This window comes from Bradyrhizobium sp. URHA0013 (assembly GCF_000518345.1).
In the GTDB taxonomy this organism is placed as follows: domain Bacteria; phylum Pseudomonadota; class Alphaproteobacteria; order Rhizobiales; family Xanthobacteraceae; genus Bradyrhizobium.
In genome coordinates this window covers 39,113-53,482 of sequence record NZ_JADK01000007.1, presented here as the reverse complement: position 1 = coordinate 53,482, position 14,370 = coordinate 39,113, and the positions used below count along the sequence as shown (strand labels likewise).

The 14,370-nt window shown below is 65.1% G+C and carries 13 protein-coding genes; 4 read left to right on the top strand and 9 right to left on the bottom strand.

The features are described from left to right. Positions 1-49 precede the first annotated feature (49 nt). Entirely contained in the window at positions 50-763 is a 714-nt protein-coding gene (queC, locus tag N551_RS0110355) for a 7-cyano-7-deazaguanine synthase QueC (protein ID WP_027566925.1), read from the bottom strand. A 139-nt stretch (positions 764-902) separates the two neighbouring features. On the opposite strand from queC, the gene mazG reads away from it, so the two are divergent. Continuing rightward, positions 903-1,763, top strand: a complete 861-nt coding sequence (mazG, locus tag N551_RS0110350; RefSeq protein ID WP_027566924.1) for a nucleoside triphosphate pyrophosphohydrolase — start codon at positions 903-905, stop codon at positions 1,761-1,763. A 150-nt stretch (positions 1,764-1,913) separates the two neighbouring features. Here mazG and hflX read toward each other — a convergent pair whose 3' ends face one another. From hflX to N551_RS0110330, 4 genes are all read right to left on the bottom strand, one after another. Next, on the bottom strand, positions 1,914-3,296 hold the full coding sequence (hflX, locus tag N551_RS0110345; protein ID WP_027566923.1) for a GTPase HflX: 1,383 nt from the start codon (positions 3,294-3,296) through the stop codon (positions 1,914-1,916). A gap of 11 nt (positions 3,297-3,307) precedes the next feature. Beyond that, on the bottom strand, positions 3,308-3,556 hold the full coding sequence (gene hfq, locus N551_RS0110340; protein WP_007591126.1) for an RNA chaperone Hfq: 249 nt from the start codon (positions 3,554-3,556) through the stop codon (positions 3,308-3,310). Positions 3,557-3,793: 237 nt separating this feature from the next. Then, complete coding sequence (locus N551_RS0110335) at positions 3,794-5,164, bottom strand: sigma-54 dependent transcriptional regulator (RefSeq protein ID WP_007591127.1); 1,371 nt, start codon at positions 5,162-5,164, stop codon at positions 3,794-3,796. A 15-nt stretch (positions 5,165-5,179) separates the two neighbouring features. Next, positions 5,180-7,570 (bottom strand): PAS domain-containing sensor histidine kinase, encoded by a 2,391-nt coding sequence (locus N551_RS0110330; protein WP_027566922.1) that lies wholly within the window; start codon positions 7,568-7,570, stop codon positions 5,180-5,182. Between the two features lie 47 nt (positions 7,571-7,617). Between N551_RS0110330 and N551_RS35305 the strand changes: the two genes are divergently transcribed. Further along, positions 7,618-7,890: a hypothetical protein gene (locus N551_RS35305; RefSeq protein ID WP_035961241.1), complete on the top strand. Its 273-nt coding sequence runs from the start codon at positions 7,618-7,620 to the stop codon at positions 7,888-7,890. Between the two features lie 168 nt (positions 7,891-8,058). On the opposite strand, the gene ntrC is transcribed toward N551_RS35305, so the two are convergent. The 3 genes from ntrC to dusB are packed head-to-tail and all read right to left on the bottom strand — an operon-like array spanning position 8,059 to position 11,684. Next, positions 8,059-9,501: a nitrogen regulation protein NR(I) gene (gene ntrC / locus N551_RS0110320; RefSeq protein WP_027566921.1), complete on the bottom strand. Its 1,443-nt coding sequence runs from the start codon at positions 9,499-9,501 to the stop codon at positions 8,059-8,061. 9 nt (positions 9,502-9,510) lie between these two features. Continuing rightward, on the bottom strand, positions 9,511-10,686 hold the full coding sequence (locus N551_RS0110315) for a nitrogen regulation protein NR(II) (protein ID WP_027566920.1): 1,176 nt from the start codon (positions 10,684-10,686) through the stop codon (positions 9,511-9,513). Next, on the bottom strand, positions 10,683-11,684 hold the full coding sequence (gene dusB / locus N551_RS0110310; RefSeq protein WP_197031125.1) for a tRNA dihydrouridine synthase DusB: 1,002 nt from the start codon (positions 11,682-11,684) through the stop codon (positions 10,683-10,685). Before dusB ends, N551_RS0110315 begins: the two co-directional genes overlap by 4 nt. A gap of 280 nt (positions 11,685-11,964) precedes the next feature. On the opposite strand from dusB, the gene N551_RS0110305 reads away from it, so the two are divergent. Together N551_RS0110305 and N551_RS0110300 are read left to right on the top strand one after the other, a co-directional pair. Beyond that, the gene (locus N551_RS0110305) at positions 11,965-13,146 is read left to right on the top strand and encodes a bifunctional 2-C-methyl-D-erythritol 4-phosphate cytidylyltransferase/2-C-methyl-D-erythritol 2,4-cyclodiphosphate synthase (RefSeq protein ID WP_027566918.1); all 1,182 of its coding nucleotides are present in this window, start codon (positions 11,965-11,967) and stop codon (positions 13,144-13,146) included. Between the two features lie 3 nt (positions 13,147-13,149). Continuing rightward, positions 13,150-13,758: a CinA family protein gene (locus tag N551_RS0110300; protein ID WP_027566917.1), complete on the top strand. Its 609-nt coding sequence runs from the start codon at positions 13,150-13,152 to the stop codon at positions 13,756-13,758. Positions 13,759-13,776: 18 nt separating this feature from the next. Here N551_RS0110300 and N551_RS0110295 read toward each other — a convergent pair whose 3' ends face one another. Next, positions 13,777-14,202 (bottom strand): GFA family protein, encoded by a 426-nt coding sequence (locus tag N551_RS0110295; RefSeq protein WP_027566916.1) that lies wholly within the window; start codon positions 14,200-14,202, stop codon positions 13,777-13,779. Positions 14,203-14,370: the final 168 nt, after the last annotated feature.

Sequence of the window (14,370 nt, the reverse complement as noted above, 5' to 3'; positions counted from 1 at the left end):
GATTGCTTCGTCGCAAGAGCTCCTCTCAATGACGGCGGAGTGAGGCACCTCACCGGCCCGCCACGTACTCCCGCCACCCCTTTGCCCGCAGGCTGCACGCAGGGCACTCGCCGCAGCCGTATCCCCAATCATGCTGCGCGCCACGTTCGCCGAGATAGCAGGTGTGCGACTGCTCGCGGATGAGATCGACCAGCCCGTCGCCGCCGAGCTCATGGGCGAGCTTCCACGTCGCGGCCTTGTCGATCCACATCAGCGGTGTGTGCAACTCGAACTTGCGGGCCATGCCGAGCGACAGCGCGGCCTGCATCGCGCGAATGGTGTCGTCGCGGCAATCGGGATAACCGGAATAGTCGGTCTCGCACATGCCGCCGACGATGTGACTGATGCCGCGCCGGTAGGCCAGTGCCGCGGCGAATGTCAAGAACACCAGATTGCGGCCGGGCACGAACGTGTTCGGCAGGCCGTCGGCGCCCATCGCGATCGCGACGTCGCGCGTCAGCGCCGTCTCGGATACGGCCGCGAGCGTTGGGATCGACAGCGTGTGGCTCTCGCCAAGCCTGGAAGCCCAATCCGCGCGCAGATCCTTGATGCCGTCGAACAGTCGGTCACGGCAGGCAAGCTCGATGGCGTGGCGCTGGCCGTAATCGAACCCCAGCGTCTCCACGCGCGCAAACCGGTTCAGCGCCCAGGCAAGGCAGGTGGTGGAATCCTGGCCGCCGGAGAACAGCACCAATGCGGTTTCGGATGAAAATACGTCGCTCATGGCCCGCGCTTTAGCATTGCGCACGCTGCTCGCCAATCCGGCCCGCCAACCGGTGGAAATCACCCTGTTCCGCCGCGCTGCGCTGGGAACGGGAGCTCGCTTTTGGCATAAGGCTTGGGAGCCAGGAGACTGCCCCGCAATGACCCCTTCCCGCGACATTTCCCGCCTGATCGAGATCATGGCGGCGCTGCGCACACCGGTGACAGGCTGCCCCTGGGACCTCGAGCAGAATTTTGCGACCATCGCGCCCTATACGATCGAGGAAGCTTATGAGGTGGTCGAGGCCATCAGCCGCGGCGACCTCGACGATCTCTGCGAGGAGCTCGGCGACCTCCTGCTGCAGGTCGTGTTCCACGCCCACATGGCATCGGAGCAGAACGCGTTCGCTTTTGGCGATGTCGTCGAGGCCATCACGCGAAAAATGATCCGGCGCCATCCTCACGTTTTCGCCGACAAGGAGGGCAACCTCGCCTCCTCCCACGTCAAGGAAGTCTGGGACCGCATCAAGGCGGAGGAGAAAGCCGAGCGCGCCGCGCGCCGGCCGCCGCAGGAAGTGCCGTCCCACAAGTCGCTGCTGTCAGGCGTGAAGCCCGGCCAGCCCGCGCTGACGCGCGCCATGGAGCTGCAGCGCAAGGCCTCCACTGTCGGCTTTGACTGGAACGATCCGCGCGCGGTGCTGGCAAAAATCCGCGAGGAAGCCGACGAGATCGAGGCCGCGCTCGACCGCGACGACAGCGAGGGCCTAGCGGAAGAGACCGGCGACCTGATGTTCGCGCTGGTCAATCTCGCCCGCCATGTCGATGCCGATCCGGAAGCCGCGCTTCGCGCGACCAACTTGAAGTTCGAGCGCCGGTTTGGGTTCATCGAGCGGGCGCTGGAGGCGCAGGGCCGCACGCTGGAGCAGGCGTCGCTCGCCGAGATGGACGCGTTGTGGAACGCGGCGAAGAGCGAGGAGAAAAGCGCCGCGCCGGCCGAGAGAAGTAACCAGGCGAGCGGCTAACTCCGTCGTCGTCCCGGCGAAGGCCGGGACCCATAACCACAGGGAGGAGTTGGGCGAAGGCTTGGAGTGAAAATGTTCGTCGGTATGAAGACCGCCCTGCCTCGATGGATCACGCGGTATGGGTCCCGGCCTTCGCCGGGACGACACCTGTTATGCCGACAGTCGCGGCACGGCGTCAAACCGGTTCACCACGATGTCCCGCTTGGTCTCGTCCACCCGGACCGTCATGTTGAAGCGGCCGTCGTGCAGCTCTTTCGCCAGCACTTCGGAATTCCGATGCAGCCAGCTGATGCCGGCGCCGTCGGAGGCATCGATCGAGAGGTCGAGCGTGATGCGCTTGGCAGCCAAGCGCTCCTCGATCGCGGCGAGCAGTGCGTCGACCCCCTCGCCCGACACGGCCGACACCAGCATCGCCGGATGATCCTGCGGCCTGCGCGCCGCGATGTTCAAAAGCTCTTCGCGCTGTTCGGGACCATAACGGTCGATCTTGTTCCAGACCTCGATGATGCGGCCTGAGTCATCGGGATTGATGCCGAGTTGGCGCAGCACGGCGTCGACGTCGCTCTGCTGCGCCTCGGCGTCGTCGTGCGAGATGTCGCGCACATGCAGGATGACGTCGGCTTCCAGCACCTCCTCCAGCGTGGCGCGGAAGGCGGCGACGAGCTGTGTCGGCAAATTGGAGATGAAACCGACGGTGTCCGACAGCATCGCCTTGCCGCCATGCGGCAAGGTGAGCGCGCGCAGGGTCGGATCCAGCGTGGCGAACAGCATGTCGGCGGCCTGCACGTCGGCGCGGGTCAGGCGGTTGAACAGCGTCGATTTGCCTGCATTGGTGTAGCCGACCAGCGCCACGACGCGGTACGGCACGCGCTGGCGGCCTGCGCGATGCAGGCGGCGTGTGGCCTGCACCTTCTTCAGCTCGCCCTCGAGCTTGGAGATGCGCTCCTGGATCAGGCGGCGGTCGGCTTCGATCTGGGTCTCGCCGGGACCGCCCATGAATCCAAAGCCGCCGCGCTGGCGTTCGAGATGGGTCCATGAGCGCACCAGGCGCGAACGTTGATAGTTGAGATGCGCGAGTTCGACCTGGAGCGAGCCTTCCTTGGTCTTGGCGCGGCGGCCGAAGATTTCCAAAATGAGCCCGGTACGGTCGAGCACCTTTGCCTGCAGCTCCTTCTCGAGATTGCGCTGCTGGATCGGCGCAAGCGCGCAATCCATCACCACGAGCTCGACGTCGAGGCTCTTGGCGAGCGCAGCGATCTCCTCGACCTTGCCCTTGCCGATATAAGTCGCAGGGCGGATCTGGTTGATCGGCGCGACGATGGCATCGGCAACGACGAGATCGATCGCGCGCGCGAGGCCGGCAGCTTCGTCGAGCCGGGCTTCCGCGTCACGCAGGACATGAGCTTCCGATTGCGCGTCGGCATTGCCTGCGCGCACCCGCAAATAGGGACCGATGACAAGCACCCGCCCCGTCTGCGTACCCCCTGCCGACCGCGGACGGTCGGCATCCCCGTCGAAATTCCGGGGTTCCAATCAGATCACTCTCAAGCCGGCTGGTCCTCGCCGCCTTCGAACAACTGGATCGGAGCGCCCGGCATGATGGTCGAGATCGCATGCTTGTAGACGAGCTGCGAGTGACCGTCGCGCCGAAGCAGCAAACAGAAATTGTCGAACCAGGTCACGATGCCCTGGAGCTTCACTCCGTTGACCAGAAAGATCGTCAGTGGCGTTTTGGTTTTGCGAACGTGATTAAGGAAGGTGTCCTGCAGGTTTTGTGCGCGGTCTGCCGCCATTGTTTTTTTCTCGCTTTGAGTTTCTTTTTATTGCGCCGGTTGCGGCCCTCTTTTGAAAATCCGGGGTCCTCGTCCGGTGCCGTCCCTCATGAGATCCCCCTCGGAGGGACAGCGGTTCGATTAGAGGACAGGTAGGCTTATTAGGCAAGCCGCTTCACGCGGCAGCCCACGCCGTATTGCCCCGAAAAACTACGGAAATCGATGATTTTCCTCGCCTATTCCAACGACGTCGCAGCGTTAGCCGACGCCGAGCGCCTTCAACTTCCGGTGCAGTGCCGAGCGTTCCATGCCAACAAACTCGGCCGTGCGAGAAATATTTCCTGAGAAACGGCTGATCTGTGCAATCAAATAGTCGCGCTCGAACACTTCGCGCGCTTCGCGCAGCGGCAGGCCCATGATGTGCTCGCCATTGTTGCTGGTCGGCATCGCCGGCACCATGGAGCCGACATCCTGCGGCAGCATGTCGGCAGTGATGATGACCTCAGGCCCGCCCGCGGCCAGAATCATGACTCTCTCAACGTTGTTGCGGAGCTGGCGCACATTGCCCGGCCAGACATGCGACTGCAGCACCGCCATCGCGTCCTGGCCGATCTGCCGCTTGGGCAGGCCGCTGCCCGCGGAGATCTGCTCCATGAAATAGTCGATCAATTCCGGAATGTCCTCACGCCGCTCCGACAATGCGGGCACGCGGATCGGCACCACCGAGAGCCGATGATAGAGATCCTCGCGGAAATGGCCGGCCGCGATCTCCTCTTCCAGATTGCGCGCGGTGGAGGAGATGATGCGGACGTCGACCTGGACCTTGCCGTTGCCGCCGACGCGCTGGAACGACTGCTCGACCAGCACGCGCAAGATCTTGTTCTGGGTCTCGCGCGGCATGTCCGCGATTTCGTCGATGAACAGCGTGCCGCCATGGGCCTCTTCGAGCGCGCCGGGCTTGCGCGCGTGCTCGCCGTTGGACTGCTCGATGCCGAACAACTCGTGCTCCATCCGCTCGGGCGTGATCGCAGCGGCGTTGATGACGACGAAGGGGCCGTCGGCGCGGCCCGAGGCCGTGTGCAACGTGCGGGCGGTCAGTTCCTTGCCGGCGCCAGCGGGACCGACGATCAGGATGCGGCTGTTGGCCTTGGCCGCACGCTCGATGGTCTGGCGCAGCTGGTTCATGCTGGGCGAGCGGCCGACCAGCGAGCTTGCGCTCGGCGCGAGCTGCTTCAGCTCCTTGACCTCGCGCTTGAGCCGCGAGTTCTCCAGTGCACGGTTGGCGACCAGGATCAGCCGGTCGGTCTTGAACGGCTTCTCGATGAAGTCGTAGGCCCCACGCTTGATCGCGGCGACCGCGGTCTCGATGTTGCCGTGGCCTGAGATCATCACGACCGGGAGATCGGGGTTGTCCTTCTTGACCTGCTCCAGGAGCTGCAAGCCGTCGAGCTTGGAGCCCTGCAGCCAGATGTCGAGGAACACCAGATGCGGCCTGCGGTTGGCGATCTCGGCGAGCGCCGTATCGCTGTCGCGCGCGGTCCGGGTCACGAAGCCCTCGTCTTCGAGGATGCCCGCAACGAGATCCCGAATATCGGCCTCATCATCGACAATCAGAATTTCACTTGCCATGGGTCGCCTGTTTTCTCAGCTGCCTGTTGAGGCTTCGATCTTCGTTGAATCATTGGTCTTTTCAGCCGGCTCTTTGGTTTCGACGGCCGCTTGCTTTGTTTCCGGATCCTTGACGGATTGCGTGGCCGTTTCGCCGATTTCCGGCTTGGTCGTTGCCCCGCCCGCCGGTTCGGCCCCCTCGCTCTTCGCGGGAGCGCCGGAGATCGCAAAACGCATCCGCATCCAGGCGCCACGCTGGCCCTCGCGGAAGTCCGAGGCATCCTTCAGCTCGATGCGCCCGCCATGGTCTTCCAGCACGCGACCGACGATCGCGAGCCCAAGGCCGGTGCCCTTGGCGCGTGTCGTCACATAGGGCTCGAGCAGGCGCGAGCGAACCTTGGGCAGGCCGATGCCGTTGTCGACGACGTCGATCAGCACGTCCTCGCCCTCGTGCGAGACCACGACGTCGATCCGGCCCTTGCCGAGCTCCTCCAGGGGAACCTGCTCGATCGCCTCGGTGGCGTTCTTGACGATGTTGGTGACGGCCTGCGAGATCAGCCGCCGGTCGAACTGGGCGCGCAGCGGGTCTTCCTTGAACTCGGCCTCGATATCGATCTCGGGGTGGGCGACCTTCATCAGGAACACCGCCTGCCGCACTGCGTCGGCGACGTCCTCACCCTCCATCACCGGCTTCGGCATCCGCGCAAAGCGCGAGAACTCGTCGACCATGCGGCGGATATCGTCGACCTGACGCACGATGGTGTCGGTGCACTGTTCGAAGATCTGCTTGTCCTTGCCCTCGGTGATGTCCTTGCCGAATTTGCGGCGAATGCGCTCGGCGGAGAGCTGGATCGGGGTCAGCGGGTTCTTGATCTCATGCGCGATGCGGCGCGCGACGTCGCCCCAAGCCGAGGTGCGCTGCGCCGAGACCAGTTCGGTGATGTCGTCGAGCGTGATGATGTAGCTGTCGTGCGGCTGGCTGGTCTTCTCGGCGCTGACGCGGACCGACAGATTGCGTTCCTGCCCGTCCCGCGTGATCGTGATCTGCCCCTGCACCAGGCGCTGGGTCCCTTCCCGCGCCGTCTTCATCATCTCCTCGAGCTCGGGCAGCACGTCGGAGAGCGGATGGCCGAGCGTCTCGGCTTCGGAGTGCCCGATCAGCTTTTCGGCGGAACGGTTGAGAATGCCGACGCTGCCTGAATTATCCACGCCGATGATGCCGGCGCTCGCGGACGACAGCACCGCCTCGATGAAGCGGCGGCGGCTGTCGATGAGGTCGCTGGCGTTGACAAGCTCGTCGCGCTGGCTGCGCAACTCCTCCGTCATCTTGTTGAAGGTCTCACCCAGCTGGGCGAGGTCGCCTTCCGACTGGTGCACCGGCACTTTCACATGGAGGTCGCCCGTCGAGACCGTCTGGGCCGCGTTCATCAGCCGCCGGATCGGCGAGACCAGCGAATTGGCGAAGTTGAGGCCGATCAGCACCGAGGCCATCAGGATGGTCAGCGCGATCACCGCGAACATCAGCGCGAACGCGACCTGGATGCCGAGCCGGCGCGACTCGATCTGGGCGTATTCGGCGACGCTGACCTCGGTCTGTTTGAGCTGGTTGACGACATTCGGATCGAGCGGCCGCGCGACGTAGAGGAAGGTGTCGCTGAAGGCGCGCAAGCGGACCACCGCGGCGACGAAGCTCGCATCGGGCAGCACCGCGATCTCGGGCTCGGATTCGTTGACGTTGCTGAGGAAGTCCGGCGCCGGCGGCGAATAGGCCAGCCGCATGCCGGTATCGGCGGATTCGAGAATGTTGGTGTTCTTGTCGATGATCATCGCGCCCGGCAAATTGCGCGAGGCGGCGCTGGACGTCAGCAATTCGCGAAAAGAGCGGCGATCCTGGTCGTAGAGCGGCCGGGCGTGGGCGATGTCGTTGGCCATCCCGAGAATGTCGCCCCGGATCAGTTGCGCGTGGTCCTGCATGTAGGCGCGCGCGATCGTCAGCGAATTCTGGATCACCTCCTTGGTCGGGCCGGAGAACAGGCGGTCGAGGCCGCGCTCGATGGTGACGTTGGCGACCACGGCGACCAGCACCGCCGGCAGCACCGCCACGATCGAGAACAGGCTGACGATCTGGACATGGAGGCGCGCCGCCGCCCTGCCGCGGCGTCGCGCCAGAATGAGCTGCCAGAGCTCGCGGATGATGATGCCGACCAGCAGCAGGATCGTGCCCGCATTGATCAGATAGAACGAGCGGACAACCGCAGGGGTCGGCTCGATTGACGTGAGGCCGGTCAGGACCAGGAATGTCAGGCAGGCCGACAGCAGGGCCAGCGCCACGGCGAACGGCGCCAGCCAGCGTCGCGCCGACCAACGCCGGGGCTCTTCAGCTGGGGCCGTGTCAAAGGATGCGGCCGAGGTGTCTGCGCTGGTCATTCCGGCAATGGGTGCTGAAAAACGGGGTCCGCGGCGGGCGGATACTGATGTATTCGTACCACATTGTTGCCGAATTGCGACAATTCCGCGGCGCCCTCGCCGCGACCGACCCGCGCATCCACAGCGACATGCCGGAGGGGGGAACGCATTCCGGCCCTTACGGCTTGACCAGCATGCACAGGTTCTTTCTAGCAATGATGGTGTCGGCCGTGCTGCTGCTGATCGTGGCGGCGGACCTGCTGGTCAATGGTCTCGGGGTGCAGGAGCCCAATGCGAACGTCGCCAGCGGGATACAGGTAGCAGGCCGGTTTGTCAGATAGGTGTGAGGCCGCGTCCCGCGGCTGAAATCATCATTTGAATGTTCCTGCGGAACATTTCAATCCGGTCCGGACTTCTGCTCACCGCGTCAGCCACAACGGCCAGCGCGATCCGGACAGGCTCAGCTCCGCTTGGTAGGGGGAGCTGAGCCACCGTCCGGTACGGGAAGGCTAGCCCCCGCTCCGATACACCTGGATATCGAGATCCCGGATCTTCTTCCGCAGCGTGTTGCGGTTGAGGCCGAGCAGATCGGCCGCGCGGATCTGGTTGCCGCGGGTCGCCGCGAGCGCGGCCGTGAGTAGCGGCACCTCGATCTCTTTCAAGATGCGGTGATAGAGGCCCGGCGGCGGCACGCCGTTGGGGAATCCCTGGAAGTGCGAGGAGAGATACGCTTCCACGGCGCCGCCGAGATTGTCGACACCATGCTGGACTGCGGCACCCGGGCTGACCGTGGGTGGCGCCAACTCGCCGTCGATGACGGAGCCCGTGATCACGTCCTGCGGATAAAGCGCCGCGAGGCGACGGGCGAGGTTCTCGAGCTCGCGTACGTTGCCCGGCCAGCGGTGCTGCTTCATCCGCTCCAGCGCCAGCGCGTCGAGCTTCTTCGGCGGCAGTCCGTCCTTCTCGGCCAGCGCGAAGAAATGACGGATGAGATCGGGCAGATCCTCGATGCGTTCGCGCAACGGCGGCAGCCGCAGCGGCACGACGTTGAGGCGGAAGAACAGATCTTCGCGGAACAGGCCCTGCTGGATCAGGACGCGCAGATCCTTGTTGGAGGCCGCGACGATGCGCACGTCGGTCTTGATCGGGGTGCGGCCGCCGACCGTGGTGTATTCGCCCTGCTGAAGCACGCGCAGCAGGCGGGTCTGCGCCTCCATCGGCATGTCGCCGATCTCGTCCAGGAACAGCGTGCCGCCCTCGGCCTGCTCGAAGCGGCCGGAGGCGCGGGTATTGGCGCCGGTGAAGGCGCCGCGCTCGTGGCCGAACAGTTCGGACTCGATCAGGTCGCGCGGGATTGCCGCCATGTTGACCGCGACGAACGGGCCGTTGCGGCGCTTGCCGTAGTCGTGCAGCGCGCGCGCCACCAGCTCCTTGCCGGTACCTGACTCGCCCGTGATCATCACGGTGAGGTCGGTCTGCATCAGGCGCGCCAGCACACGATAGATTTCCTGCATCGCCGGCGAGCGGCCGACCAGCGGGATCGCCTCCATCTCGGCGTCCTCGTTCGGCGTCGAGACCCGCTCCTTCGGCTCGGCCAGCGCGCGGCCGACGATGGCGATCAGCTCCTTCAGGTCGAAGGGCTTCGGCAGATATTCATAGGCGCCGCGCTCGGAAGCCCGGATCGCCGTCATGAAGGTGTTTTGCGCGCTCATGACGATGACCGGCAAATTCGGCCGCATCTTCTTGATCCGCGGCAACAGGTCGAACGCGTTCTCGTCGGGCATCACCACGTCGGTGATGACGAGATCGCCCTCCCCCTGGCTGACCCATCGCCACAGCGTCGCGGCATTGCCGGTCAGCCGCACCTCGTAGCCGGCGCGCGATAGTGCCTGGTTGAGAACCGTGCGGATGGCGGTGTCGTCATCAGCAACGAGAATGCTACCTGCGGGCATCGTTAATCCTCATTTTGCCCCCTGTGACGCAGACGACGACTTCCCGGCAGAGCCGTCGCGACTGCTTTGATCGGCATGTTTCACCGATGTGGAATACATCGGCATCAGCACGCGGAAGGTGGTCTTCCGCGGCTGAGATTCGCATTCGATGATGCCCCCGTGATCCCCGATGATCTTTGCGACCAGCGCGAGGCCCAGACCCGAGCCGGTCTGCTTGGTGGTGACGAAGGGATCGAACAGGTTGGGCAGAAGATCGTCCGGCACGCCTGGTCCGTTGTCCTTCACGCAGAATTCGAGCGGCAGGGATACACGGGATTTTTGACCGGGGACTGACAGGCGCACGCCGGGGCGAAACGCGGTGGTGAGCTGGATTTCGCCGTCGGGAACGTCGATCAGCGCTTCGGCGGCATTCTTCACCAGGTTGAGGAACACCTGGATGAGCTGGTCCTGGTTCGCCAGCACCGGCGGCAGCGAGGGATCGTAATCCTCGACGAAGCGGATGTTGCGGGCAAAGCCGGACTGCGCCAGCCGTTTGACGTGATCGAGCACCGAATGGATGTTGACGGGGCCGCGCACCACGGGGCGCTCGTCGCCGAACACCTCCATGCGGTCGACCAGCGTCACGATGCGGTCGGCCTCATCGCAGATCAGCCGCGTCAGCATGCGGTCTTCCGAGGAGGCCTGCTGCTCCAGGAGCTGCGCCGCGCCGCGGATGCCGGAGAGCGGGTTCTTGATTTCATGCGCCAGCATCGCGGCGAGCGCGATCACCGAGCGCGCGGCGCTGCGATGGGTGAGCTGGCGGTCCATCTTGTCGGCGATGGAGCGCTCCTGGAGCATCACCACGATATGGCCGGGCCGTTCCGTGACGGGGGCAACATGCAGATCGACCTGGCGGTCTCCGCCCATGCGTGGCGTGCCCAGATCGACCTTGTATTCGTTGACCGGCGCGTTCGACGAACGCACCTGGTCGATCAGCGCCAGCAAGGGGCTGCCGAACGGCACCAGCTCTTTCAGCGACTGCCGCTTCAAAAACTGCGTCGAGATATCGAAGAAGGCTTCGGTTGCGATGTTGGCGGCGACGATCTTGCCGTCCGGTCCGATCATGAGCACGGGATTGGGCAGTGCATCCAGGATGGCATCGCTGTCGGACGGAAACGGCCGACGATGTTCAGCGGCTGAGCTCATGCAGCGGCGCTCCATGCGAAGTCGTCGAAGGCATCTTGCAGTGACCGGTGGACGAGGCGCGGATCCTCCGAGGTGAGGATTTTCTGGCGCCAGGATTTCAGCTTCTCGGCCGGCGCGCGGCTCACATCGGCCGCGACGTCGAGCGCCCAGCCCAGATGTTTTCGCGCATGCCGCAGACCGATGCGCAGGCCGTAGAGCGCGCAGACGCCTTCATAAAGCGTGCGGACGTAATGCAGCTGCGTCTCGAGCGACGGCGTGGCTTCCGCCCCCCCGCCCCTCAAGCGTCGGCCGATCTGGCCGGGCAGCCAGGGCTGGCCCTGCGCACCGCGGCCGATCATCACGGCATCGGCGCCGGAGGCCTCTAACGCCGCGAGCGCCTTCTCGAAAGTGGTGATGTCGCCATTGACGACGAGCGGAATGGAGATGGCCTCGCGTACGGCGCGGATCGCGTCCCAATCGGCCTCGCCCTTGTAGAATTGGCAGCGGGTGCGGCCGTGCACGGTGACGAGCTTGATGCCTGACGCCTGCGCGCGACGCGCCAGTTCCGGCGCATTGCGGGTGCGGTCGTCCCAGCCGAGCCGCATCTTCAGCGTCACCGGTACCTTCACCGCCGCGATCGTCGCTTCGATCAGGCTGACGGCGTGGTCGAGGTCGCGCATCAAGGCGGAACCGGACTGGCCGCCGGTGACGTGACGGGCCGGACAGCCCATGTTGATGTCGATGATGTCGGCGCCGTCGGCTTCGGCAATCCGGGCGCCCTCTGCCATCCAGTGCGTCTCGCAACCGGCGAGCTGGACCACGTGCGGACCGATCCCGGTGGCTTCGCAGCGCAACCGGGACATCCGATGGCCATTGGCGAGTTCGTCGCTGGCCGTCATTTCGGATACCACCAGACCCGCCCCCAACTCCGCGGCCAGCCGGCGGACGGGCGAGTCAGTTACCCCCGACATCGGCGCCAGGAAGACCGGGGTGGCGACATCAATATCACCTATCTTCAATGGCTTAGAGCCTGATACTGCCGAGCCGGTCACAGGGGTCTCGCTGCGTTGGCAGCGCCTCATCGCGCCTGCCATGACCTATCTTGCGCACAATTCTTGTGCAGTCAAGCGTCATGCCTACAGTTTAGACAGTTCTGACAATCTTTCAAGTGCAGTGCAGCAAAATGCTGTTTCCCACAATCCAGGGAAACCCCTTTTTTTGCGGGCCTGCCGTGCTAGAGGCATGCGGCAATCACCCCACCCCCGACTCTCTTGATCACCAAATGAGTATTTGAGTCCTATGGCGAAATCACAGCGCACCGCAGTCGTCCTCGTCGCGGCCGGACGCGGCCTGCGCGCAGGCGCCGGTGGCCCCAAGCAATATCGCGAGATCGGCGGCGTGCCAGTGATCTATCGCGCCATGGAGGCCTTCAGCCGTCATGCGGACGTGTTCGCGGTTCAGCCGGTCGTGAACCCCGATGACAGTGCCATATTCACGGCGGCGGTCGCAGGGCTCAGCCACGAGGCTCCGGTCAATGGCGGCGCAACCCGGCAGGCCTCGGTGCTCGCCGGTCTCGAAGCGCTCGCCAGGCACAAGCCCGACATCGTCCTGATCCACGACGCCGCGCGCCCCTTCGTTTCGGAAGGCGTGATCACCCGCGCGATCGATGCGGCCAGCCGCACCGGCGCCGCGATCCCCGCCGTTCCCGTCACCGACACCATCAAGGTCATCGGCGAGAACGGTAATGTCGAGGACACGCCGGACCGGGCGCGGTTGCGGATCGCACAGACGCCGCAATCCTTTCGCTTCGACGTCATCCTCGAAGCCCATCGTCGCGCGGCCCAGGATGGACGCAGCGATTTCACTGACGATGCCGCGATTGCCGAATGGGCGGGATTGACGGTTGCAACCTTTGAAGGCGATGCTGCCAATATGAAGCTCACCACTCCCGAGGATTTCGTGCGCGAGGAAGCGCGGCTGGCCAGCCTGCTCGGCGACATCAGGACCGGCACGGGCTACGACGTCCACGCCTTCGGCGAGGGCGACCATCTCATGATCTGCGGCGTGCGCGTACCGCACACCAAGGGATTCCTGGCCCATTCTGACGGCGATGTCGGCCTGCATGCGCTGGTCGACGCCATCCTCGGCGCGCTCGCCGACGGCGATATCGGATCGCACTTCCCGCCCAGCGACGCGAAGTGGAAGGGCGCCTCCTCCGACCTGTTTTTGAAATACGCCATCGAGCGCGTCACCCAGCGCGGCGGCCGCATCGCCAATCTCGAGGTCACCATGATCTGCGAGCGGCCGAAGATCGGCCCCTTGCGCGACACCATGCGCGCGCGCATCGCCGAGATCTCCGGCGTCGACATCTCCCGGGTCGCGGTCAAGGCGACCACTAGCGAGCGGCTCGGCTTCACCGGCCGAGAGGAAGGCATCGCGGCCACCGCGAGCGCTACCATCCGCCTGCCCTGGAGTGTCTAGGCCATGGCCGGCAGCGACGCACGCGCCCTCTCCCGCTCGCTGCTCGATCTGTGCCGGATGCGCAAGCTGACGATCGCGACCGCTGAATCTTGCACCGGCGGCCTCGTCGCGGGTGCGCTGACCGACATTCCCGGCTCCTCCGACGTGATCGATCGGGGCTTCGTCACCTACTCCAACGACGCCAAGCGCGCGATGCTCGGCGTCGAGGCCGGCACGCTTGCGAATTTCGGCGCCGTCAGCAGGGAGACCGCAACGGCCATGGCGGTCGGCGCGCTGGAGCGTGCCGGCGTCGATCTTGCAGTCGCTATCACCGGCATTGCCGGCCCCGGCGGCGCCACGCCCGGCAAGCCGGTTGGCCTCGTGCATTTCGCCGCCGCCGCGCGCGATGGACGCATCGTTCACCGCGAGCATCGTTTTGGTGCTATCGGCCGCACCGCCGTGCGCCAGCGCTCGGTGGTCGAGGCGCTGCGCATGCTGATGGATCTCGCCCGCGGTCCAGCCCAGACCAAGCCTCGTCGTGAAGCCGCGGTAACCCGCCTTCGCCCCCGCGTGACACGCTCGCCGCGCCGACATGTGGCGAAGCGCAGGCCGCCGCGGTCGCCGCGCGGCTGAGCCAGGCAACCACCACCGTCAGTCGGCCGAAATGAAGCGGAGCGTGCCGGCCCGCCGCGTCGGCTGGCCGGTGTCGTTGGTGTGGTTGATGCCGTCCATGACCGGCACCTCAGTGAAATCGAACGGGCTTACCCCATCCAGGCAGGCGACGTTGACGGCATAGAGAGATTGGTCGGATCGTCGCTGATGGTGCGTGTAGATTCCGCAACGGGAACAGAAGAAGTGCTGCGCTGATCCGGTATGGAAGCGGTAGCTTGTGAGCGCATCCTCGCCCTGGAGGAACTTGATCCCGCCCATTGCCGCCATGACGACGACGGCGCCGCGCATGCGGCAGTAGGAGCAGGTGCAGCGGCGGATAGAATTGAAGCCGTCGCTGAGCGTCGCCTCGAAACGCACCGTGCCGCAATGGCACTGGCCGGCCCGAACGTTCGTGTCGCCCATCATGTTGCCGTCTCCCGTTGCTGTCGCTTGTACGTTATCCCAGATCGGGAAACCAAGCCCGTCACGCGGCCGAGCAGCATTCCACGCGAACGGTCCCGCAGCCCGGATGGCGCGAAGCGCATCCCGGCCACAAGACCTTGCGTTCCCCGACGGGCAAAACACACAAACAAC

What these genes read in the sequence shown, in the direction of transcription:
- N551_RS0110315 (WP_027566920.1), bottom strand. Translation starts at nt 10,686, where the DNA reads ATGAGCTCAGCCGCTGAACATCGTCGGCCGTTTCCGTCCGACAGCGAT.
- N551_RS35305 (WP_035961241.1), top strand. Translation starts at nt 7,618, where the DNA reads ATGTATTCGTACCACATTGTTGCCGAATTGCGACAATTCCGCGGCGCC.
- mazG (WP_027566924.1), top strand. Translation starts at nt 903, where the DNA reads ATGACCCCTTCCCGCGACATTTCCCGCCTGATCGAGATCATGGCGGCG.
- N551_RS0110335 (WP_007591127.1), bottom strand. Translation starts at nt 5,164, where the DNA reads ATGGCAAGTGAAATTCTGATTGTCGATGATGAGGCCGATATTCGGGAT.
- hfq (WP_007591126.1), bottom strand. Translation starts at nt 3,556, where the DNA reads ATGGCGGCAGACCGCGCACAAAACCTGCAGGACACCTTCCTTAATCAC.
- N551_RS0110330 (WP_027566922.1), bottom strand. Translation starts at nt 7,570, where the DNA reads ATGACCAGCGCAGACACCTCGGCCGCATCCTTTGACACGGCCCCAGCT.
- N551_RS0110295 (WP_027566916.1), bottom strand. Translation starts at nt 14,202, where the DNA reads ATGATGGGCGACACGAACGTTCGGGCCGGCCAGTGCCATTGCGGCACG.
- N551_RS0110305 (WP_027566918.1), top strand. Translation starts at nt 11,965, where the DNA reads ATGGCGAAATCACAGCGCACCGCAGTCGTCCTCGTCGCGGCCGGACGC.
- N551_RS0110300 (WP_027566917.1), top strand. Translation starts at nt 13,150, where the DNA reads ATGGCCGGCAGCGACGCACGCGCCCTCTCCCGCTCGCTGCTCGATCTG.
- queC (WP_027566925.1), bottom strand. Translation starts at nt 763, where the DNA reads ATGAGCGACGTATTTTCATCCGAAACCGCATTGGTGCTGTTCTCCGGC.
- ntrC (WP_027566921.1), bottom strand. Translation starts at nt 9,501, where the DNA reads ATGCCCGCAGGTAGCATTCTCGTTGCTGATGACGACACCGCCATCCGC.